The organism is Paenibacillus sp. GSMTC-2017 (assembly GCF_016019935.1).
Classification (GTDB): Bacteria; Bacillota; Bacilli; order Paenibacillales; family Paenibacillaceae; genus Pristimantibacillus.
The window spans coordinates 603,015-625,102 of sequence record NZ_JAECMT010000001.1 but is presented as its reverse complement, the minus strand read 5'-3'; the positions used below and the strand labels follow the sequence as shown (position 1 = coordinate 625,102).

The following is a 22,088-nucleotide window of genomic DNA, read 5'->3' as shown; positions in this document are numbered from 1 at the left end:
AGTGCAAATGAAGATACAAATTATGAATAGCGTTTCTCCTAGCTTTGCGGTATGCTAATAGGGAATTAATACTAGGTTTAGCATACTTGCAGCTATATATAAGGAGAGAGCGATAGATGAACTTTACGAAGATGAATGGACTTGGCAATGATTTTATCGTTATTGCAGGCGAATCCGCGTTGCCAGACAACGCGGCTGAGCTAGCAATTCAGTTATGCAATCGTTTTTTTGGAATCGGTGCTGATGGGCTTGTTTATATATTGCCATCTGATCAAGCGGACTTCCGTATGCGCATTATAAATTCTGATGGATCAGAGGCTGAACAATGCGGCAATGCAATCCGCTGTGTAGCGAAGTATGTTTATGACAACGGATTGACTACTAAAGAAGAAATTACGATTGAAACTTTGGGAGCGGGCGTGCAGAAAGTGCAGTTGACCGTAAGTAGCGGCAAAGTGCAAACGGTTCGTGTTGACATGGGTGCACCTATTTTGAATGGTTTGCAAGTGCCAACTACAATAGATGCTGAGCGCGTAATTGAGCATCCTATTGAAGTAAATGGCAGAGAATTCAAATTCACAGCGGTATCGATGGGCAACCCTCATTGCGTCATTTATGTAGATGATGCTGCAAACTTTGATTTGGAAGAGTGGGGACCTAAACTTGAAACTCATCCGATATTCCCTCGCAAAATAAATGTTGAATTCGTAACGGTAAACTCACGATCGCAAGCGGATATGCGGGTATGGGAGCGTGGAGCTGGACCTACGCTTGCATGTGGAACAGGGGCATGTGCAACTCTTGTTGCATCTGTATTAACTGGAGCAACTGACCGCGCTGCGACAATTTCGCTTAAGGGCGGAGATCTCTTTATTGAATGGAACGAAAACGATAACCATATCTACATGACGGGACCTGCTGCGGAAGTATTCCGCGGCAACTTGTAGGGTGATTGCTATGAGTGATAATCAATTGAAGAAGCTGAACCTTCGGGAAGCGTTAGCGGAACGCATCTTGACAGGAGACGGAGCCATGGGAACCTATCTATATGCGATGGGGTTCCCTGTCGGCGTTTCATACGAAGAATTTAACATATTGCGACCTGAGATTATTGAGAACGTTCATCGTCAATACTATGAAGCAGGCGCAAGATTGATAGAAACAAATACGTTCTCTGCTAACTATGAAAAACTATTGAAATATGGGCTTGAAAACGAAATGGAAGCTATCAATCGCGCTGGTGTTCGAATTGCGCGTTCTGCAATTGGTGATGATGCTTACGTAGTTGGTGCAGTGGGCTCCATTCGCGATGGAAAGCTAAAAAACGTTCGTACAGCTAAAGTTATTGAAGCTTATAAAGGTCAAATGAGCGCTTTAATAGACGAAGGCGTAGACGGATTGTTACTAGAAACCTACTACGATTTAGAAGAGATGAAACTAGCTTTGCGAATTGCTCGTGAACTAACTGATATACCTGTGATCTGTCAGTTTGGTGTAGAAGATGTAGGCCGCACGCAGGATGGAGTAGCTTTGGCGGATGCATTTGATCAGCTCAAGAAGCTTGGAGCAGATGTTGTTGGATTTAACTGCCGTAGTGGTCCAAATGGTATATTGCGTGCAATCGACTCCATCACAGGTCCGGTTGAGCTGCCTTTCTCTGTATACCCTAATGCCGGAATACCAGATTATGTAGATGGAAAATACGCATATAAAGCAGGCCCTGATTACTTCGCTGAATGTGCACGACGTTTCGCAGATCGTGGAGCTCGAATTATTGGAGGTTGCTGCGGAACGACGCCTGAGCATGTTGCTGCTATGGCTGCAGCGCTACAAAACTATGTTCCTAAGGTACGCCCAGAACCACTTGGCCCATTAAAAGGAACTACTGCTGCGACGCCAGATCCTTCATCAGCCAAAGCGACGGAAGTTAAGCCGCTTGCAGAGGAACTTCAACCAAACATCGTTGAACTCGTTCGGGAACGCCATACGGTAATTGTAGAATTAGACCCGCCGCGTGATTTAGATATTCGCAAGTTTATGGAAGGTGCGGCCGCGCTTAAGAAAATAAAAGCAGATGCGATTACAATGGCAGACAACTCACTTGCCGTAACTCGCATGAGCAATATTGCGTTAGCTGCACTATTGCAAGAACGTGTAGACATTCGACCACTTGTTCATATCGCTTGTCGTGATCGCAATTTGATCGGAACGCAGTCTCATATGATGGGGCTTGATGCGCTCGGCATCGATCATGTTTTAGCAGTAACAGGAGATCCTGCACGTTTCGGTGATTTGCCAGATTCCAGTTCCGTCTATGATTTAACATCTTTCGAGATGATCCGAATGATCAAACAATTGAACGAAGGTACCGCTTTCTCCGGCAAACCGCTTAAGCAGAAAGCGAAGTTTGTTGTAGGAGCAGCTTTTAATCCGAACGTTAAGCATCTAGACAAAGCAGTGCAACGTTTGGAGAGAAAAATCGCTTCTGGTGCTGACTATATTATGACTCAGCCCGTATACGAGCCGGCATTAATTGAACGTATTGCAGAATCAACAAAACATTTGAGTGTTCCTGTTTTTATCGGTATTATGCCGTTAGCTAATGGACGTAACGCGGAATATTTGCATAATGAAGTGCCGGGTATTCAATTGTCGGACGAAGTTCGCAGTCGAATGGCTGGACTAGAAGGTGAAGCGGGACGTGCCGAAGGTGTGCAAATTGCGAAAGAACTTATTGATAGCGCAATACCTCATTTCAACGGAATCTATTTAATTACACCATTTATGTTCTATGATATGGCTGTACAACTTACAGAATACGTTTGGCAAAAAACGAAGAAATAGCCCGAAAACAAATGAAAATGAACGATAATCTACCAAAAAATCGATGAAATCTAACTTTTGCTTGTTCACAGGGTGAAAATCAATTAGAATAAGTTCTAAGTTAAAGCTGTCTAATTAACGTATGCTCATTCATACTTTTGTCAACAATAGAGTAATGGTCTGTCGTTTTTTGGAATTGTTTATTTACTTATGCATGGAGTAAGACCGTAAGTGGAGGGGGACCTGGCTTGGCTATTAAGCTTATTAATATCGGATTCGGGAACATTGTTTCTGCGAATCGCATCATTTCTATTGTTAGTCCGGAATCAGCTCCGATTAAAAGAATTATCCAGGAAGCTCGTGACCGTCACATGCTGATTGATGCTACTTACGGACGTAGAACTCGCGCAGTCATTATTACTGACAGCGATCATGTAATTTTATCTGCGGTTCAACCGGAGACGGTTGCCCATCGTTTATCCACAAAGGATGACGATAACGACGAATAGTACAGGGAGTATGGAACAGATGGGATTGTTAATAGTTTTGTCCGGACCTGCCGGAGTAGGTAAAGGTACGGTGTGCTCCGCGCTTCGCGAACGTATGCCAGAAATCGTCTATTCCGTGTCGGCTACAACCAGGCAACCGCGACAGGGCGAGGTTGAAGGGGTCAATTATTTCTTTAAAACAAGAGAGCAGTTTCAAGATTTAATTGCTCGCGATGCTATGCTTGAGTATGCGGAATACGTAGGCAATTATTATGGCACGCCCCGCGATTTTGTTGATCGGACACTTGCAGGTGGCAGAGACGTTATTCTTGAAATTGAAGTTCAAGGTGCTCTAAAAGTGAAGGAGAAGTTTCCGGAAGCAATTTTTGTTTTCTTGTTGCCTCCATCTCTTGAAGAGTTAAAGCAACGCATTACAGGTAGAGGTACGGAATCTCAGGATACGATTAATAAGCGTATGAATGTAGCTGTAGAAGAGATGAATCTTCTTCAGCATTATGATTATGCTGTAATGAATGATGAGATTGATGCGGCTTGCGATCGGATTCGCAGCATTATTATCGCCGAGCATTGCCGCAGAGAACGTTTCGAACCCTATGTTTCTGGGATGCAAGCTGCAATTGAGAAAGCATGAGTGAGGAGAATGTCCAATGTTATATCCATCAATCGATGAAATGGTCAAAAAGGTAGACAGCAAATACACGCTTGTCGTAGCCGCTTCCCGGAGAGCCCGGATGCTTCGTAACGGTGAGAAGTCTGAGCTTGTGAACCCTCGCTCGCACAAATTTGTTGGCGTAGCACTAGAAGAAATTTATGGTGATATTCTTCAAGTTGAGAATCTTACGACTAAAGAAGACTAAATTTATATGTTCCTAAACATGAGGGGTGTGACCTGGCGACAGTGTTACACCCCTTTTTTGTCTAAATAGAAAAGAGAGGGGGATACCGTTATGATTAGACATTTTACAAATATGTTTATTCAAGTGGCATCAGATTGTCCAGTTGCAGAAGGTGTAACTCCAATCTCTAAACGAGCATTGAAGCCTGCACATCTTATTCAGTATGAGCTGCTAATGGAATCTCCTTATCGCTATACGTTTGAAGATCAGCTCTTCGAGGTATATAAACGTCATAAGGGCTACGAAATGGTATCCGACGCTGAAGAGTTGGAAAAATTGAGGGCAGAATTATTGTCGAAAAACCATCCTTGCTTAAGAGCGTCTCAATTAACTAAAAAATTTGGGTGGGGCGTACATTTTAACGCTGACGGTAAAATTGCCATCTATGGTATGGAGACAGAGAAATATAATGAATTAAAGGAACTTGCCACAAATGGGACAGAGATCGAATTGCAGGTAGCTATAAGATCAAGTAGACGTTGAGATGGGGGATTCCAATTGCGAGAAAAGGATGATGAATTAACAGTAGTGAAAAAAGAGCTCGCTCAATTACAATCGCAAGTGAATGAATTAACGACATCAAGAAAAAGAGAAAGACCCTTTTGGCTGACAGCATTCATAACTTTTGCTATTGTTCTGACTGGTCTGATTGTATCTATTGGTGTATTGCAATATATTTTAGGAGCTAATTAATTCGAAGCTGAAAAAGGTAGTGGAAGTCTATTTTCACCCTGTTATGTGATATGATATGAAAAGATTGCTTCCGTAGTAAGTTTTGCTTCACAAAACTTTGGCTTATGCTTCCGTAGTAAGTTTTGCTTCACAAAACTTTGAGCTTATGCTTCCGTAGTAAGTTTTGCTTCACAAAACTTTGAGGAGGGATTATATGGAGAAGTTACGTTATCCGATAGGAAGATATTCTTATGAAGGTATGACTGTGGTTCAGAAGGACAAGTGGATCGTTGAAATCGAAAATCTACCTGCTCAAATGAGGCAAGCGATTGATGGATTAACCGAGGAGCAGCTCAACACTCCTTATCGTCCTGAAGGTTGGACCGTTAGGCAAGTTGTTCATCATTTGGCAGATGCAACGATTAATTGTTTTTCTCGGTTTAAACTTGCACTTACAGAAGCTAATCCGACAGTCAAGCCGTTCGATGAAGAAGGTTGGGCTAATACGGTGGATAGTCTAGATGCATCCCCTGAACTTAGTCTAATCATATTGGAAGGAATATACGCCCGTTGGGTGCTCCTACTAAAATCTTTGCAACGTGCTGATTTTGATAAACAATTTTATCATCCAGCAATCGGGAAACAAGTGCAGCTTTCTTATTTCTTAGGTTTTGTCGCATGGCACGGGAATCATCATCTTGCTCATATTACGAATTTAAAAGATAGATTGGAATGGTAAGCTCCGTTAGCGAAGATGGGACGGAAGCTTGATGGAATAGGAGAGTACACCATGATTCAGGGGAAAAGAATCGTCTTAGGCATTACTGGAGGCATAGCGGCATATAAAGGAGCTACACTTTGCAGCAGGCTTGTTCAGGCAGGAGCTACTGTTCATGTCATCATGACGGAATCGGCCACTAAATTTATTACTCCGTTAACTTTACAAACGTTGTCTCGCAATCAAGTATTTATAGATACTTTCGACGAACGTGATCCATCGGTCGTTTCTCACATTAATCTTGCAGATCATGCGGATTTAATTGTGATTGCTCCTGCAACAGCGAATGTTATGGCTAAGCTTGCGAATGGGCATGGTGATGATATGCTCAGTACGACATTACTTGCAGCAACGTGTCCTATTATTATTGCGCCAGCGATGAACGTTCATATGTATGAACATCCTGCAGTCGTACGCAATATGGAGTTGCTTGCAGAGCGTGGAGCGATGTTCGTAGAACCAGGAACTGGTCAGCTTGCTTGCGGATATGTAGCTAAGGGTAGACTTGCTGAACCCGAAGATATTGTTGTAGCTATAGAAGATTGGTTTTCGAAGTCGAATAAGCTTCAAGGCAAACGTGTACTAGTTACAGCTGGCGGAACGATGGAGCGTCTAGACCCTGTTCGATATTTGACAAATGATTCTTCTGGGAAAATGGGTTTTGCTATTGCTGAAGCGGCAAAGCAGATGGGTGCTGAAGTGACATTGATTGCCGGAAGGACGACTGAAAAACCTCCTTCTGGCGTCAAGTTGATTAGAACACAATCGGCAGCAGATATGTTAGAAGCGGTTACAGCGTTGTACTCAAACGTTGATATCGTTGTAAAGGCTGCAGCTGTTGCGGACTATCGGCCTGCTACTATTCATGAACAGAAGATAAAGAAAACGGGTGAACAGCTCGTTCTTGAGTTGGAGCGAACGACGGATATTTTGCAAACACTTGGGGAACAGAAAACACATCAGTTACTTGTAGGTTTTGCCGCTGAAACAGAGCAAGTTGAGCATTATGCGCTGGATAAGCTGAGACGGAAAAATTGTGATCTTATAGTAGCTAATGACGTTAGTGCTCCAGGAGTAGGCTTTAATGGTGACACAAACGCAGTTGAAGTTTATGGACCCGAAGGGTTAGTAAAAGCAATTCCGCTTATGTCAAAGCGCGAAACGGCAAATCAACTGATGAACTTAATTTCTGAGCAATACGCTAAGCGCGGAGGGATTAAGTAATGATTGCTAAAGTAATTGTCGACGTGCCGAGCCGCCAGACGGATCGGCCTTTTGACTATGAAGTGCCATTCGAGATGGAGGAATGGATAGAGGTAGGGAGTAGAGTCGGAGTTCCTTTTGGCGGACGAGTGCTACAAGGGTTTGTTATCGCGTTCGCAGATAACGCCTCAGTTGATCGAACTCGGCTCAAATCGATCTCTGAGCTGCTTGATCCGGTTCCGCCATTATTGCCTGATATGATTGAATTATCGAAGTGGATGAGCGACAAGTATTGCTGTTCTTGGACACAAGCGCTGCAAGTCATGATTCCTGCAGCTTTGAAAGGCAAAGAGGAGCGTAAAATTGCTTTAGGGGAGGATTTTGAAGACGATCTTCCTCCAGAACTAACGGAATGGATAACGAGCAATGGTGGATTAGTGAAGCTAGATAAGCTGTTGCTTCATTTTCCAGATCAGTTACATACAGTGAAATGGGCATTAAAAAGTGGAGCGCTTATCGGGCAAACGTCTATTCGAAACAGGTTGTCAGTACGCAAAACGTTAATTGTTTTCCTGCTTGGCGAACGTGACGTATTAGAGCAGGCGTTGATTGATATCCCCGCCCGTGCTGCAAAACAACGAGAGGCTCTTGCCTATTTACTTCAGCATGATGGACCAATCCCGCTTCAAAAATTGGCTATGGACTCAGGTGTTTCACCTGCAAGTATTCGAGCTTTAGCCGATAAAGGTTTAGTGGAGCTGCGTGAGGTGGAGAGTGAAAGGGACCCCTATGCGCATAGGGAGTTTCAGCAAACTCAGCCGTTGCCGCTTACTGATGGGCAGCAGTCTGTGTATGATCGAATTGTAGATGCACTTGATGCGGTAGAGTCAAAAACGATGCTCTTACATGGTGTTACAGGGAGCGGCAAGACGGAAGTTTATTTACAGTCAATTCAGACTTGTCTGGAACAAGAGAAGCAAGCAATTGTACTTGTACCCGAAATATCATTAACCCCTCAGATGGTCGAACGATTTAAAGGACGATTCGGAGATGCGGTAGCTGTTTTACATAGCAGATTGTCAAATGGTGAACGATTTGATGAATGGCGTAAAATTCGGAGTAAACGGGCGCAAGTTGCAATAGGAGCTCGTTCGGCGATATTTGCGCCTTTTGAACGAATCGGGCTTATCATAATAGATGAAGAGCATGAGTCCTCCTACAAGCAAGAGGAAAGTCCAAAGTATCATGCTAGAGATGTTGCAGTGAGACGAGCGAAGCAACATGGTGCTGTCGTTATTTTAGGGTCAGCTACACCGTCATTAGAATCGTTCGCAGCAGCGAGTCGTCCATCAGCTTCTTCTCAATCAACTGTAATTCCTGGATTGCTCCCTATGCCCACTCGGGTCGGAAATCGGCCAATGCCTGAAGTAACAGTTGTAGATATGCGAGAGGAACTAAAGGAAGGCAATCGTTCGATGTTTAGCCGCAGCCTTCATGCTGCGCTGCAGGAGCGATTGGAGCGAGGCGAACAATCTGTCCTTTTGCTTAATCGTAGAGGATATTCAACCTTCGTAATGTGCAGGTCATGCGGTCATACAGCGTCATGCCCGCATTGTGATATATCACTTACTTACCACCAGAAGACACGCGTTCTTCGTTGTCACTATTGTGGACATGCTGAGCAAGCGCCAACACAATGTCCCTCATGTGAAAGCGAGCATATCCGATTTTTTGGTACGGGTACGCAACGTGTTGAAGAGGAACTCGCTAAGCTTTTCCCTGGTATTCGGGTCATTCGAATGGATGTTGATACGACGACAGAAAAACATTCACATGAAAAATTGCTTAAGCAGTTTGGTGATCGTCATGCAGATGTGCTGCTTGGCACCCAAATGGTTGCCAAGGGACTCGATTTTCCATATGTTACTTTAGTGGGCGTTATAGCTGCAGATACTTCCTTGCATTTGCCTGATTTCAGAGCAGCCGAAAGAACGTTTCAGTTGCTGACTCAGGTAGCGGGGCGTGCAGGCAGACATCAGCTTGAAGGCGAAGTTGTTATTCAAACGTACACGCCTGAGCATTACGCGATTTCTACAGCACAGCACCATGACTATGCCGCATTTATCCAAGAAGAGCTTAAACATCGCTCCGTCATGGGTTATCCGCCTTATTGCAGGCTCGTTCTTGTTACGATGTCACATGAGCAACTGGCACTATTAGCTTCAGTGAGCGAACAGTTCGCTGCCGAGCTTCGGGAGTTGGCTCAACATGAGGGTGTTCTCATACCGCTCGGAAGCGGAATGCCAAGAGCATTAGAGGTGTTAGGGCCTGTCGCTTCCCCGATTGCGAGAATGAAAGATCGCTACCGCTTTCAATGTGTGATAAAATATCGTGGGAGCATCGACGCATCTGCTTTGGTTAAACGTGCGCTTGAGCCGTTTACGAGTGGTCCGCCCGGTAAAGGGATTCAATTTAGCGTAGATGTTGATCCGCAAGTTATTTTATAATATAACCAATTTATTATAGGTAAAGGAAGGGAATAAAATGAGTATTCGTTTGATTGTAAAGGACCCAGATCCGGTATTGCGTGAGGTTGCTATTGAAGTAACAAAATTTAATTCCAACTTGCAGAAACTGCTTAAAGATATGGCGGAAACGATGTACGACGCAGAGGGTGTTGGACTTGCAGCACCACAGATCGGCATTTCTAAACGTGTTATCGTTGTAGATGTTGGAGATGAAAATGGATTGGTTGAAATGGTCAATCCTGTTATTATCGAGCAAGATGGTGAGCAACTGGGACCGGAGGGGTGTTTAAGCATTCCTAATCTGAACGGTGATGTTCGCCGTGCAGACCGCATTGTCGTAGAAGGAAAAGATAGCAGCGGACAGTCATTTACTGTTGAAGCTAGCGGCTTTTTTGCTCGTGCATTCCAGCATGAGATTGATCATCTGAACGGGATTTTATTTACGGACTTGGCTGAAAGTGTTTATGACATTTCTGACAGACCGAATAAAGGCGGCGAATAAATTTTATGCGTATCGTATTTATGGGGACGCCGGACTTCGCCGTCCCTTCCCTTAAACTGTTAATCGAAACCGGCTATGAGATCGTTGCGGTTGTAACACAGCCGGATCGACCGAAAGGCCGCAAAAAAACGTTGACGCCGCCGCCTGTGAAGGAAGCGGCGTTGTCATTGGGACTACCTGTATTGCAGCCGGAGAAAATGCGCAGTCCTGAGGCAGTTGCTGAGCTAGCAACGTATGAGCCGGATCTTATCGTAACGGCTGCATATGGTCAAATTTTGCCGAAAGCTTTGCTACAAATACCACGACTTGGATGTATTAATGTTCATGGCTCATTGCTACCTAAATATCGTGGAGGTGCGCCGATCCAACGCTCCATTATTAATGGTGAGTCGTCAACAGGCGTTACGATCATGTATATGGCAGAAGGGCTCGATACTGGCGATATGATCAGCAGAGTTGAGCTTCCTATTTTGGACGAAGATACATCAGGAACGATGTTTGAGAAGCTAAGCCTTGCTGGCGCTAAGTTGCTCGGTGAAACATTGCCGGAAATCATTGAAGGAAGAGCAGTAGCTGTTCCGCAAAATAATGATGAAGCAACGTATGCACCTAATTTGTCTCGTGAAGATGAGCGTTTGGTTTGGAACAAATCTGCTCGTGAGCTTTTTAACCAAGTTAGAGGTCTGTCTCCGATGGCAGGTGCTTTCACCCAGCTTGGGGATGAAGTGTTTAAAGTATGGGCCTGTCAGGTTTTGGCTCAGAAAACGGGGAATAATAGTAAGGACGAGCCTGGTACTATTGTTGATTCTGGTGCACAAGGAATCGTCGTACAAACAGGTCAAGGAACATTGTTGTTAACAAGTATTCAGCCAGCTGGAAAACGTGTGATGGACGCTGCCGAATGGGTTAAAGGGGCTCGTATTGAAGCGGGAACCAGATTTACAGCAGGAGGTTTACAATGAGCGGCGGAAATAATGGCACAAGAAGATATTCAGGCAATAGAAATGGCGGTAAATCACAAAATCAATCACAACCAGCAGTAAATCAAAAGAAACCAATGTCACCGAGAGAGCTTGCGCTCAATATTCTCGTTAAGGTTGCTCAGACTGGAGCGTACAGCAATATTCAGCTAAATCGTGCGCTGCAAGATTCGAATTTAAGTCGCGCGGATGCAGCACTTGCTACTGAGCTAGTATACGGAACGATCGGACGGCAATTAACACTTGATCATTGGCTTTCGAAATTCGTAGCCAAAGGACTGGGCAAGCTTGATACTTGGGTTCATCAATTGCTGAGAGTTAGTGCATACCAGTTGCTATTTTTGGATCGGATTCCAGCACATGCGGCAGTTAACGAAGCTGTATTAATTGCAAAACGAAGAGGACATACAGGTATTTCTGGTATGGTGAACGGTGTGCTTCGAAGTATTGATCGTAATCGGAGCGAACTTGTTATTGCTGAAATTCAAACGAATGATCCTATTTCGACGATAGCGCTAAGACATTCATATCCAGAATGGCTAGTGAAACGTTGGGTAGATGGCTACGGCCTTGAAGTTGCGGAAGCGATATGTGCGTCCGGCAATGAACAGCCACATGCTAGCATTCGCGTCAATACGCTCATGGGTGGCGTTGATGAGTTAATTGCAGAGCTTAAGGAAAGTGGGATTGAAGCAGAAAAGTCTGCACTTGCTCCTGCTGGTCTTATCGTCCATGGTGGTGGTAATTTAGCTGATACAGATGGATTCCGCCTTGGTCGCTGGTCACTCCAAGATGAAAGCTCGATGCTTGTGGCCGAAGTTGTTTCTCCGGAAGCTGGAATGAAAGTGCTTGATTGTTGTGCGGCACCTGGTGGAAAGAGTTCTCATCTAGCAGAACTTATGGGCGGTAAAGGCAAGGTTTGGGCTAACGATCTGCATGCACATAAGAGAGAACTCATTGTAACGCAGACTGAGAGACTTAAACTTCGTAATGTTGAAGCAATCGTTGGAGATGCTACAACGTTAAAGGATCGTTTTGCACCTGGATCGATGGATGCAGTGTTGCTTGATGCTCCTTGTTCAGGATTCGGTGTTATTCGTAGAAAGCCAGAGATCAAATGGACGAAAACAAAAGGTGACATTACGGAAATTACCGGTCTTCAACAATGTTTGTTAAATGACGTCAGTGGTTTAGTTCGTCCTGGTGGAACTCTTGTATATAGCACCTGCACGATGGAAAAGGAAGAAAACGAGGAGCAAGTAGCTAAGTTTCTACTTCAGCATCCTGAATTTGAATTAGATGCTAATTGGCCTGAAGAAGTGATGAACAAATTACGCCAAGCGGGTGTCATCGGACCAGAATTTGATGGACAGCTACAGTTGCTTCCGCAACATTTTGGCAGTGATGGCTTCTATATTGCGCGTATGACAAGACGTCCTTAATGCCTCTTATGGCTGAACATAGGCGTTTGTGGTAAAATAAATCAGTAACGGCTGCGAAATCTTAATCATAGATAGGGCCGTCCAACAATAAAATACAGGTGTGATGAGATGAAACCATTTATTTATGACTATACGTTAGAACATCTCCAGGATTGGATGAGAGAGAATGGTGAGCCAGTCTTTCGTGCGGAGCAATTGTTCGATTGGATTTACGTTAAAAGAGTAATGAGCTTCGACGATATGACCAATCTATCCAAAAGCTTGCGCGAAAAGTTGAATGACCAGTTTGGATTCGTAACACTACAAGAAATTACGAAATTTGAATCCAAAGACGGCACAGTGAAGTTTTTATTCGGCCTACATGATGCTCACGCTATTGAGACCGTTATTATGCGTCACAACTACGGGAATAGCGTTTGCGTAACGACGCAAGTAGGTTGCCGAATCGGCTGTACATTCTGTGCTTCGACGCTTGGTGGTTTGAAACGGAATTTGACAGCTGGTGAGATTGTTGCCCAAGTGGTAACGGCTCAACAAATGCTGGATGCTACAGGTGAGCGCGTTTCGAGTATCGTTATTATGGGATCAGGCGAGCCATTTGAAAATTACGATGCAACAATGGTATTCCTGCGTAATATGATTCACGAAAAGGGACTAAATATTGGTCAACGCCATATTACAGTTTCTACGAGCGGTATCGTTCCAAGCATGTACAAATTTGCAGATGAGAACACGCAAATCAACTTGGCACTTTCTATTCATGCACCTAACGATAAACTTCGTTCCAAACTAATGCCTGTAAACAGAAGATTCCCGTTTGACGATGTAATTGAGGCTTGCCATTATTACATTGCAAAGACAGGTAGAAGAATTACGTTTGAGTACGCACTAATTGGTGGAGTAAATGATCAAGCGGAGCATGCTCAAGAACTAGCAGATGTTTTGAAAACCATGTTATGTCATGTCAACCTGATTCCGGTTAACCATGTACCTGAGCGCAACTATGTCCGGACACCTCGTGAGGATATTTTTGAATTCCAACGTATACTTGAACGCAACAAGATTAACGTAACGATCCGAAGAGAGCAAGGACATGATATCGCAGCCGCATGCGGCCAATTAAGGGCGAAACATATGGAGTCCACGACGAGGTGATGACGTTTTGTTAACGGCAAGCCGTAGTAACATTGGACGAGTCCGACAAGTTAATGAGGACCAGTCATGGGTTGGGCAATTGAATAATGGTGTGACACTTGCAATTGTTGCAGACGGAATGGGTGGTCATCAAGCTGGCGATGTTGCAAGTTTGATGGCAGTTAACGCATTCCGTACTGCGTTTGAGCAACACACTGAAAGAACAGAATTGTCAGAGCAGGAAGGCAAGATGCTCATTCGCCAAGCGATAAGCGAGGCGAATGAGACAATCTATGCAATGGCTTCCCAAAATGAGCGTTATCATAATATGGGGACAACTATTGTTGCCTTACTTGTTAATGATGATTCTGCGATCATCGGACATGTAGGTGATAGTCGCGCTTATAAAGTGACAAGCGAGGGCATCTCACAACTTACAACGGATCATTCATTAGTTAATGAGCTATTGAAATCGGGCCAACTCACAGAAGAGGAAGCGTTACACCATCCAAGGCGTAACGTTCTAACTCGTGCGATCGGTACAGATCGGAATGTAGATATTGATGTACAGTCGCTGGACTTGTTGCCGGATGACATTTTAATGTTATGTAGCGATGGTCTTACGAACATGGTAAGCGAACAACAATTGCTGGAAACAGTATTAAATGATGAGCTGGAGCTAGAAGCTAAAGCGGATCATCTCATTCAATTGGCGCTAGATGCAGGTGGAGACGACAATATAACCGTTGTCTTAATGCAAGAGGCTGCCAAAGTGAAGCGAGAGGAGCGGTCACTATGATTGGACATGATTTAGGCGGACGCTACGAAATATTGTCACGTATTGGCGGGGGCGGAATGGCGCTTGTATATAAAGCGCATGATGTTCTATTGAACCGAAAAGTGGCAGTAAAAGTGCTTCGTCAGCAGTTTGTGAATGATGATGAATTTATTAGACGTTTCCGAAGGGAAGCGCAATCTGCAGCAGCACTTTCTCATCCAAATGTTGTCAGCATCTATGATGTAGGGCAAGAGGATGAAACACATTATATCGTTATGGAGTATATTGAAGGCAATAATCTTAATGAATTGATTCAAGAGCGGGCTCCCTTGCAGGCCGAAGAGGCTGTACGCTTTGCCGTTCAAATTTGTGATGCGTTAGGACATGCTCATCAAAATCATATTATTCATCGTGATATTAAACCACATAACATACTTATCGGAAATAACGGTCGAGTAAAAGTAACTGACTTCGGGATTGCACGAGCTGTTACTTCTTCGACGATTACACATACGGGATCAGTTCTTGGATCTGTTCATTATTTCTCACCTGAACACGCAAAAGGTATAAATACTGGGGAAAAATCTGATTTATATTCTTTAGGAATTGTGCTCTATCAGATGTTAACTGGCAAATTGCCGTTTCTTGGTGAAAGCCCAATTAGTGTAGCGCTTAAGCATTTACAGGAAAACATTGAAGCTCCACGTTCGATCAACCCACATATCCCTCAAAGCGTGGAAAATATTATTTTGAAGGCGACTCGTAAAAATCCAAGTGAGCGTTATAGTTCTGCACAAGAAATGCTTCTGGATTTAGATACTTGTCTCCGTTCTGATCGTTTGAATGAGTCCAAGACCATTTTCCCAATGTTTAATGATTTGGAGGAAACGAGAGTTATGCCAGCTATACGTGGGGATATAGTTGCAAGTGCATCTGCTGAACGGTTCGAACCTAAAGTAGTCGTATCTGATACCAGCACTAAATGGGCGGATGGGGAGAATAATAAGAATCCTAAAAAGTGGAAAAAACCACTAACTGTGGTTGGAGTAACTTTAGTGCTTCTTGCTCTTATTATTTTTGGCTTCCTCTGGCTTCTTGATAAGCTTGATACTGAAGAAGTAGAAGTGCCGTATGTGGTAGGAATGACACTAGCCGATGCTCGTAAAGAGCTCGAAAGTAAAGGTTTGGAAGCGCAGGATCCACCAATTCGGGAGTTCCAGAAAGACATTCCGAAGGATCAAGTATTTGATCAAAACAAACAAAATATGCGGGTTAAAGCGGGCTCGGCAATTGTACTCTACGTTAGTGACGGACCAGAGATGGTCGGACTAAAAAACTATGTTGGTCAAATGATCAAAGCTGTTCAGGAAGAGCTGCATTCAATTGGTATAACGAATGATCGTATCGAGATTAAAGAAGAACATAATGAACAACCATTGGGGACGATCTTGGAACAAACGCCGGCATCAGGTGAGCTCTTTGATCCTTTAACGGTAAAGCTTTCTTTCCTAGTGAGCAAAGGGCCTGAGACAGTCGAGATGCCTGACCTAGTCGGTGAGAAGTTATCAACAGCTCGCAAGCTGCTCAAGTCGCTTGGATTGGTGCTTAAAGAAGAGAATATCCTTTATGAACCAAGTTATTTGCATGAGAAGGACACCATTATTATGCAAGAAACCCATATGCCACTAGATCAAGTTCCGAAAGGATCAGATATAACAATTCGTGTAAGCTCAGGGCCACCTGCTGATGCTAAGTCATACGTGCTTAATGTTCGTATTTCTCCTGCAGTAGAAGGACAGTCAAGCGAAGTTAAAATTGTGTACTCCGATGCTAGAGGCGAAAATATGGAAGGTATCACACGAACGATCACAAGTACTGTGGATATACCTGTCACCGTTATTTTGGCACCTGATACGGTAGCAACAGTTACTGTAAGTAGGGATAATCAATTTATGGACACAAAAACCATTTCGTATGATGAGCTAGTATCCGGAACAGGATCATCTGGACTTACGATCCCAGGAGAAGAGTTAGTACCACCAACACAGAACACCGAAGAACAGCCGGTACAAGGAGAGGTAAACGGAAGCGATGGCGAAAGTACAACCGAAGGCGAAAGTGAAGGAAGCGAACAAGGACAATAACTATGCCAAAGGATTAATCGTCAAGGCGCTGAGCGGTTACTACTATGTGAGAGCAGAAGGTGAAGCGCGGGATTCTATCACTGTGCAATGCCGTGCAAGGGGCGTATTCAAAAATCGGGGGCTCACTCCGTTAGTTGGAGACCGGGTGGAGTATAGCTTGACGGAGAATGGCGAGGGAACGGTTGAAAAGCTGCTTCCTCGCTCCTCGGAGCTCATCCGTCCTCCTGTAGTAAACGTTGATGTAGCTATCTTGGTTTTTTCGGTTACGGAGCCTGTACTGAACTTACAGCTTCTGGACAAGTTCCTCGTACATATTGAGCACGCTGGTATTCCAGCAGTATTATGTCTTAGTAAGCAGGATCTTGAGAATGAAGGTGGTGACACCAAGGAAGCAGCTAAGGCAGTTTCCTCGGTTAATCGCATTTATCGTAACCTTGGTTACGAGGTGTTTGGTACAAGTTCACGTAAAAGTGAAGGTATTCAGGAGCTAAAAGAAAGACTAAATGGACATGTAGCCGTATTTGCTGGTCAATCTGGCGTTGGAAAGTCTTCATTGCTTAATGCAATTGTACCTGGCCTGACGCTCGAGACGAATGAAATTAGTAATCGATTAGGTCGAGGTAAACATACAACAAGACATGTTGAGTTGATCGATATAGGCGGAGCATATGTTGCGGATACCCCTGGCTTCAGCCAACTGGATTTCGGTGAACTGGGCATTGAAGATTTAGGTTATTGTTTCGTTGAGATGCGGAGATTGTCTCCAGATTGTAAGTTCCGTGGATGTACTCATGTCCATGAGCCAAGTTGCGCTGTTCGCGCAGCAGTTGAAAGTGGCGACATCGATCAGAGTCGTTACGATCATTATTTGTTATTCCTTACTGAAATGAAAGACATTAAACGGAGGTACTGATTAAGATGACTATTATTGCACCATCAATACTATCAGCTGACTTTGCAAAGCTGGGCGATGAAATTAAAGTAATAGAGCAAGCTGGAGGAGACTGGATTCATATTGATGTTATGGATGGTCATTTTGTACCCAACTTGACATTCGGTCCACCTGTTATTTCAGCCGTTCGTTCTGCTACGGCATTACCTTTTGACGTACATCTAATGATTGAACGCCCTGAACTATCTATTGAAGATTATATTGCAGCGGGGGCAGATCGGATAACTGTACATGCAGAAGCTTGCACACATTTGCATCGTACCGTACATTCCATTAAGGAAAAAGGGCTACCTGCAGGAGTTGCGATTAATCCTGGAACATCTGTTGCAGTACTCGAGCCAATTATACATGATCTTGATTTGATCTTGATTATGACGGTTAATCCCGGCTTTGGAGGACAATCCTTTATTCCTTATTCTCTCGTTAAGCTTCGTCAAGTACGTTCGATGCTAGATGAGCGAGGGTTACAGCATGTTCATCTGCAAGTGGACGGAGGTATTAATCTGGAAACAGCCGCAGCTGTTATTGAAGCTGGTGCGGATGTACTCGTTGCAGGAAACGCAGTATTCGGGGCTAAGGATCGAGCTGCTGCTATTTCAGGATTACGTCTAGGAGGAACAAAATGAGCGACTCCGTAAAAACGACCCTGTGGATACTGCTTTACGCTATGCTAGCTGGTATTTCATTAGCATTGTTCGCAGAAATTGCACAAATTCATAAATACTTGTTTTCTTTACTTGCTATTTATATCGGGATTCGTTTCTTTCGGCGTTTTGAAACAGTTGGCTTACGTGCGACATTTATCGTGCTAGCCATTGTAGTGTACTTTTTGACAGCAGTTTGTTTTGCCGTTTTTCACTATGCCCAAAATAATTCGGACCTAGTGACAAGCTTAATATAATCCTTGCCTTAGAAACACTAACAATGGAATAGGACACTAATTTTTCGCATAGGATGATTACATGAGCGAGGGATTTGTCACGGAACTATTTCATGAGTGTGTCTGAGGAGGGATGAGGCATGAAATTTTATACAATCAAACTGCCTAAATTTCTAGGCGGGTTTGTTAAAGCGATTTTGAACACCTTCCAAAAAAGTTAATGCATATGCTCCCATCGCTAAGTGACCATGATTTTGGGGGAACAAAAAATAAAAGCACCTGAATTTCAGGTGCTTTTGTCTATGGCGTTAGCCATCACTATACGCGAGTAACTTGACCGGACTTAAGCGCGCGTGCGCTGACATAAACACGCTTCGGTTTGCCGTCTACAAGAATGCGAACTTTTTGCACGTTAACGCCCCATGAACGACGAGTTTTGTTGTTAGCGTGGGAAACGTTATTGCCTTGACGTGGCGATTTGCCAGTTAGGTAACATTTGCGGGACATGACTACACCTCCTAAAAAGTTTTGTGAAGTATAACTTCACTTCAAAAGCTTACGCTTTTGATCTGCGAGCGCAAAATCGACTTCGACAGCTCATACACAATAAAGTGCATGGAGCGTGTGAGAGCTCGTTTCTTACATTAGCTGTTAGTAGAGCATAATTAAACACACTTGAATATCGTATCACAAACTCCCTCCCTGTTCAACCCAAATCTATGCGCTTTTGGGTGAGTTTCATGAACGGACTTCAATATCGCCGTCTTTTATAGTACAATGGTACTTAGTCCATAATATATATAGTAGGGGAGTGTATTTCCATGTCACTGCAGCTTAATACCGAACTTGGCTCTATCCATGTTACCGACCATTGCATCGCCGTTTTAGCGGGCTCGGCAGCTATGGATTGTTATGGACTCGTCGGAATGGCTTCGCGTAAAGGATTAAAGGATGGAATCGCGGAACTGCTTGGCAGAGAAAATATGTCCCGAGGTGTAGAAGTAAGAAGGGAACATGAAAAACTGCATATTGACCTCTACATTATTGTTAGCTACGGCACCAAAATTTCTGAAGTAGCGCACAACATTCAATCTAAAGTATCCTATGTGCTTAATAATGTGATTGGTTTACAAGTGGATGAAGTCCATATATTTGTACAAGACGTTAGGGTATCAAGGTAGCAGGAAGGGGAATTTTCATTGAGTAAGCGCTCAATTAACGGATCGGATTTTGCCGCAATGGCTTTGCTAGGTGCAGAGTTGTTACAGCATAACGCGGAACGCGTTAACGAATTAAACGTGTTTCCAGTACCGGACGGCGATACAGGCACAAACATGAATTTAACGATGAGCTCTGGTATTAGGGAACTTCGCAGCAAGCCCTCTGAGCATATTGGAAAAGCATCGGAGGCACTTTCAAAAGGACTATTAATGGGTGCGAGAGGAAACTCTGGCGTCATTTTGTCACAGCTATTCCGTGGCTTCTCAAGATCGCTCGCAAATCTCAATGAAGCAACTGCAGTAGAAGTAGCAGCTGCATTTCAACAAGGTGTCGATATGGCTTATAAAGCTGTCGTCAAACCAGTTGAAGGTACAATTCTTACGGTAGCAAGAGAAGCTGCTAAAGCTGCAGTTCAGTATGCGCGCCGTACGACTGATGTTGTGGATTTGATGCAGGAAGTGCATCGCAAAGCTTATGAATCGCTTCAACGTACACCAGATTTATTACCGGTCCTTAAACAGGTTGGGGTAGTTGATTCTGGAGGACAAGGACTTGTTTATATTTATGAAGGTTTCGTACGTTATTTAACGGAAAGTGAATCTGGTAGTTATCAGGATCTGTTTTTCCTACCATCAGAGGCTGCTTCACCAGAAGAAGTTACGGTTCCAGCTCCAGTAAGAGAGCACATAAAAAGTGGTCCAAATTCAGCGCAATCCCGATTATCAACGGATGACATTGAATTCCTGTATGACATGGAATTTTTTATAAATCGTAAACGAACTGCACAATCTGTAGTCTATTTTGATGAATCCGCTTACAAGAGAGCGCTCGAAAAAGATGGCGATTCCATCCTAGTGATTACAGATGATGATATCATTAAGGTTCATGTTCATTCCCGCAAGCCTGGAGACGTGTTTAATTTATCCCTTCCTTACGGGGAACTAACAGATATACACATCTTGAATATGCGTGAACAACATAGAGACTTACTTGAGCAAGACTCAGCATCTATCAGCACAACCGATCTATCTTCGGCAGAGTTGCTTGCAGGACAGGCGCTTAGTGGAGTTGCTCCGGGGCAAGTGTTCGAACGTGCTCCATTTGGCATTATCGCAGTCGCATTAGGAGAAGGACTTTCTGAAATGTTCTTGGCAAGCGACGTAGACACCGTTTTGTCAGGCGGTCAAACGATGAATCCAAGTACAGAGGACTTCCTAAAGGCGATTGATGCACTTTCGGCTGATCATATTTTCTTGCTTCCGAATAACGGAAACATTATTTTGGCAGCAGAACAAGCCGCAGAACTTAGCGAACGTTCTGTAACCGTAATTCCTACGCGGACGATTCCGCAAGGATTAGCTGCTGTTCTTGCATTTAAAGAAGATGAGTCACCTGAACGTAACGGCGATTGGATGCGTAATGCAGCAGAAGGTGTTGTTTCTGGACAGGTAACGAATGCAGTACGCGATACTTCTATAGATGGTGTTGTCATCCAAGAAGGCGATTATATCGGTATTAAGGAAAAAGCAATCGTTGTATCCCATGCGGAGCTACTCACAACATGTCAAACTTTACTTGCTAGCATGTTGGAAGACGGTGGAGATTTGTTAACGGTCTTTACAGGCGAGGATGCAGAAGCTGGATTTACAACTTCGTTATGTGAATGGGCTGAGGAGCAATATCCTGATCTCGAGCTTGAGGTACAACATGGCGGACAGCCTTTATATCCTTATTTGTTCGCGGTGGAATAAGAGCTTACTAACGTATTAATGGAGGGGATCTAATGGGGAACGTGCGCATTGTAACGGACAGTACAGCCGATATACCGGTGGAGGTTCGGGAACGGTTAGGCATTTCCATGGTGCCGCTTAAGGTGCTTTTTGGTGAAGAAACCTTTCAAGACGCTATAACAATTCATTCAGACCAATTTTATAAAAAGCTAAAAGCTTCTGATGTTCTTCCGACAACATCGCAGCCATCACCTCTAGAGTTTTCAGAGACGTATGAGCGATTGCTTGCTGAAGATCAAGTAGCACCTATTCTTTCCATTCATCTGTCAGCTGCTATGAGTGGCACGCACCAATCTGCTACAATCGCTCAGTCAATGATTGAACAGGAATCGGACATTACAATTGTCGACTCCAAATCTGCTTCCTACGGTATTGGCATTCAAGTTGTAAAAGCTGCAAAGATGGCTCAAGCGGGTGAATCCAAGGAACGTATATTGGAAGAGGTCGCGCGTTTACAAAACGATGTGCAATTATATTTCCTTGTAGATAGTCTTGAATATTTGCAAAAGGGCGGACGTATCGGACGAGCTTCGGCTATGATAGGCTCCATTCTTAACATTAAACCGATCCTTTCACTCGATAAGGACGGCGGAGTTTACTCCGTTGATAAGGTTAGAGGTAGCAAAAAAGCGATGACGCGTATTGCGGAATTGTTAAAGGATGCTTATGGTGATGATCCTGTCGGGATGGTTCTTGCTTATACAGATAATAAAGAACCGGCAGATGAGCTAGCTGAGCGTTTGAAGAGCGCATTGAATGTAAAAGAGGTTGACTACACGACAGTAGGGGCAGTAATCGGTGTACATACTGGTCCAGGTACAGCAGCCGTATTTATGTACAGGGTGTGAATACAGGT

Annotated in this window: 24 protein-coding genes; 23 read left to right on the top strand and 1 reads right to left on the bottom strand. The window is 43.9% G+C overall.

Annotation, left to right across the window (positions count from 1 at the left end):
- Nucleotides 1–116: 116 nt before the first annotated feature.
- The 20 genes from dapF to spoVM all read left to right on the top strand — a co-directional run bounded on the left by dapF (nucleotide 117) and on the right by spoVM (nucleotide 18,442).
- Nucleotides 117–947: a diaminopimelate epimerase gene (gene dapF, locus I6N90_RS02940; RefSeq protein ID WP_197934001.1), complete on the top strand. Its 831-nt coding sequence runs from the start codon at nucleotides 117–119 to the stop codon at nucleotides 945–947.
- Between the two features lie 10 nt (nucleotides 948–957).
- Entirely contained in the window at nucleotides 958–2,844 is a 1,887-nt protein-coding gene (locus I6N90_RS02935; protein WP_197934000.1) for a bifunctional homocysteine S-methyltransferase/methylenetetrahydrofolate reductase, read from the top strand.
- A gap of 227 nt (nucleotides 2,845–3,071) precedes the next feature.
- On the top strand, nucleotides 3,072–3,332 hold the full coding sequence (remA, locus tag I6N90_RS02930) for an extracellular matrix/biofilm regulator RemA (RefSeq protein WP_005548256.1): 261 nt from the start codon (nucleotides 3,072–3,074) through the stop codon (nucleotides 3,330–3,332).
- Nucleotides 3,333–3,351: 19 nt separating this feature from the next.
- A complete protein-coding gene (gene gmk, locus I6N90_RS02925) occupies nucleotides 3,352–3,963 on the top strand; it encodes a guanylate kinase (RefSeq protein WP_442950927.1) in 612 nt (203 codons plus the stop codon).
- A gap of 16 nt (nucleotides 3,964–3,979) precedes the next feature.
- Nucleotides 3,980–4,189 carry a DNA-directed RNA polymerase subunit omega gene (gene rpoZ, locus I6N90_RS02920; protein WP_197933999.1) on the top strand — a complete coding sequence of 70 codons (210 nt, stop codon included), beginning with the start codon at nucleotides 3,980–3,982 and terminating at the stop codon, nucleotides 4,187–4,189.
- Nucleotides 4,190–4,279: 90 nt separating this feature from the next.
- Nucleotides 4,280–4,711, top strand: a complete 432-nt coding sequence (locus I6N90_RS02915; protein WP_197933998.1) for a DUF6157 family protein — start codon at nucleotides 4,280–4,282, stop codon at nucleotides 4,709–4,711.
- Nucleotides 4,712–4,726: 15 nt separating this feature from the next.
- Nucleotides 4,727–4,921, top strand: a complete 195-nt coding sequence (locus I6N90_RS02910) for a hypothetical protein (protein ID WP_197933997.1) — start codon at nucleotides 4,727–4,729, stop codon at nucleotides 4,919–4,921.
- 193 nt (nucleotides 4,922–5,114) lie between these two features.
- Nucleotides 5,115–5,639 (top strand): YfiT family bacillithiol transferase, encoded by a 525-nt coding sequence (locus tag I6N90_RS02905; protein WP_197933996.1) that lies wholly within the window; start codon nucleotides 5,115–5,117, stop codon nucleotides 5,637–5,639.
- Between the two features lie 51 nt (nucleotides 5,640–5,690).
- Entirely contained in the window at nucleotides 5,691–6,902 is a 1,212-nt protein-coding gene (gene coaBC, locus I6N90_RS02900) for a bifunctional phosphopantothenoylcysteine decarboxylase/phosphopantothenate--cysteine ligase CoaBC (protein ID WP_197933995.1), read from the top strand.
- Complete coding sequence (priA, locus tag I6N90_RS02895) at nucleotides 6,902–9,388, top strand: primosomal protein N' (RefSeq protein WP_197933994.1); 2,487 nt, start codon at nucleotides 6,902–6,904, stop codon at nucleotides 9,386–9,388. The genes coaBC and priA overlap by 1 nt, the downstream gene beginning before the upstream one ends.
- Before the next feature lie 37 nt (nucleotides 9,389–9,425).
- Nucleotides 9,426–9,911, top strand: coding sequence for a peptide deformylase (gene def, locus I6N90_RS02890; protein ID WP_197933993.1), 486 nt, complete (start codon nucleotides 9,426–9,428; stop codon nucleotides 9,909–9,911).
- Nucleotides 9,912–9,916: 5 nt separating this feature from the next.
- A complete protein-coding gene (gene fmt, locus I6N90_RS02885; RefSeq protein WP_197933992.1) occupies nucleotides 9,917–10,873 on the top strand; it encodes a methionyl-tRNA formyltransferase in 957 nt (318 codons plus the stop codon).
- On the top strand, nucleotides 10,870–12,333 hold the full coding sequence (gene rsmB / locus I6N90_RS02880) for a 16S rRNA (cytosine(967)-C(5))-methyltransferase RsmB (RefSeq protein WP_197933991.1): 1,464 nt from the start codon (nucleotides 10,870–10,872) through the stop codon (nucleotides 12,331–12,333). Before fmt ends, rsmB begins: the two co-directional genes overlap by 4 nt.
- A 108-nt stretch (nucleotides 12,334–12,441) precedes the next feature.
- Nucleotides 12,442–13,488 (top strand): 23S rRNA (adenine(2503)-C(2))-methyltransferase RlmN, encoded by a 1,047-nt coding sequence (rlmN, locus tag I6N90_RS02875; protein ID WP_197933990.1) that lies wholly within the window; start codon nucleotides 12,442–12,444, stop codon nucleotides 13,486–13,488.
- Between the two features lie 7 nt (nucleotides 13,489–13,495).
- Complete coding sequence (locus tag I6N90_RS02870) at nucleotides 13,496–14,266, top strand: Stp1/IreP family PP2C-type Ser/Thr phosphatase (RefSeq protein WP_197933989.1); 771 nt, start codon at nucleotides 13,496–13,498, stop codon at nucleotides 14,264–14,266.
- Entirely contained in the window at nucleotides 14,263–16,389 is a 2,127-nt protein-coding gene (gene pknB / locus I6N90_RS02865) for a Stk1 family PASTA domain-containing Ser/Thr kinase (RefSeq protein WP_197933988.1), read from the top strand. Before I6N90_RS02870 ends, pknB begins: the two co-directional genes overlap by 4 nt.
- Complete coding sequence (gene rsgA / locus I6N90_RS02860; protein ID WP_197933987.1) at nucleotides 16,337–17,302, top strand: ribosome small subunit-dependent GTPase A; 966 nt, start codon at nucleotides 16,337–16,339, stop codon at nucleotides 17,300–17,302. Before pknB ends, rsgA begins: the two co-directional genes overlap by 53 nt.
- Nucleotides 17,303–17,307: 5 nt before the next feature.
- Complete coding sequence (gene rpe / locus I6N90_RS02855) at nucleotides 17,308–17,967, top strand: ribulose-phosphate 3-epimerase (protein ID WP_197933986.1); 660 nt, start codon at nucleotides 17,308–17,310, stop codon at nucleotides 17,965–17,967.
- On the top strand, nucleotides 17,964–18,242 hold the full coding sequence (locus I6N90_RS02850; protein ID WP_197933985.1) for a hypothetical protein: 279 nt from the start codon (nucleotides 17,964–17,966) through the stop codon (nucleotides 18,240–18,242). The genes rpe and I6N90_RS02850 overlap by 4 nt, the downstream gene beginning before the upstream one ends.
- Before the next feature lie 119 nt (nucleotides 18,243–18,361).
- Nucleotides 18,362–18,442 carry a stage V sporulation protein SpoVM gene (gene spoVM, locus I6N90_RS02845; RefSeq protein WP_040711006.1) on the top strand — a complete coding sequence of 27 codons (81 nt, stop codon included), beginning with the start codon at nucleotides 18,362–18,364 and terminating at the stop codon, nucleotides 18,440–18,442.
- A 97-nt stretch (nucleotides 18,443–18,539) separates the two neighbouring features.
- Here the strand turns inward: spoVM and rpmB are convergent, their stop codons facing one another.
- The gene (gene rpmB / locus I6N90_RS02840; protein ID WP_197933984.1) at nucleotides 18,540–18,728 is read right to left on the bottom strand and encodes a 50S ribosomal protein L28; all 189 of its coding nucleotides are present in this window, start codon (nucleotides 18,726–18,728) and stop codon (nucleotides 18,540–18,542) included.
- Between the two features lie 314 nt (nucleotides 18,729–19,042).
- Here rpmB and I6N90_RS02835 point away from each other — a divergent pair, with 314 nt between their 5' ends.
- From I6N90_RS02835 to I6N90_RS02825, 3 genes are read left to right on the top strand one after another with little or no spacing between them, the layout of a single operon-like run.
- Nucleotides 19,043–19,402 (top strand): Asp23/Gls24 family envelope stress response protein, encoded by a 360-nt coding sequence (locus I6N90_RS02835; RefSeq protein WP_197933983.1) that lies wholly within the window; start codon nucleotides 19,043–19,045, stop codon nucleotides 19,400–19,402.
- 57 nt (nucleotides 19,403–19,459) lie between these two features.
- Nucleotides 19,460–21,193 (top strand): DAK2 domain-containing protein, encoded by a 1,734-nt coding sequence (locus I6N90_RS02830; RefSeq protein ID WP_197934780.1) that lies wholly within the window; start codon nucleotides 19,460–19,462, stop codon nucleotides 21,191–21,193.
- A 32-nt stretch (nucleotides 21,194–21,225) separates the two neighbouring features.
- Nucleotides 21,226–22,080 (top strand): DegV family protein, encoded by an 855-nt coding sequence (locus I6N90_RS02825; RefSeq protein ID WP_197933982.1) that lies wholly within the window; start codon nucleotides 21,226–21,228, stop codon nucleotides 22,078–22,080.
- Nucleotides 22,081–22,088: the final 8 nt, after the last annotated feature.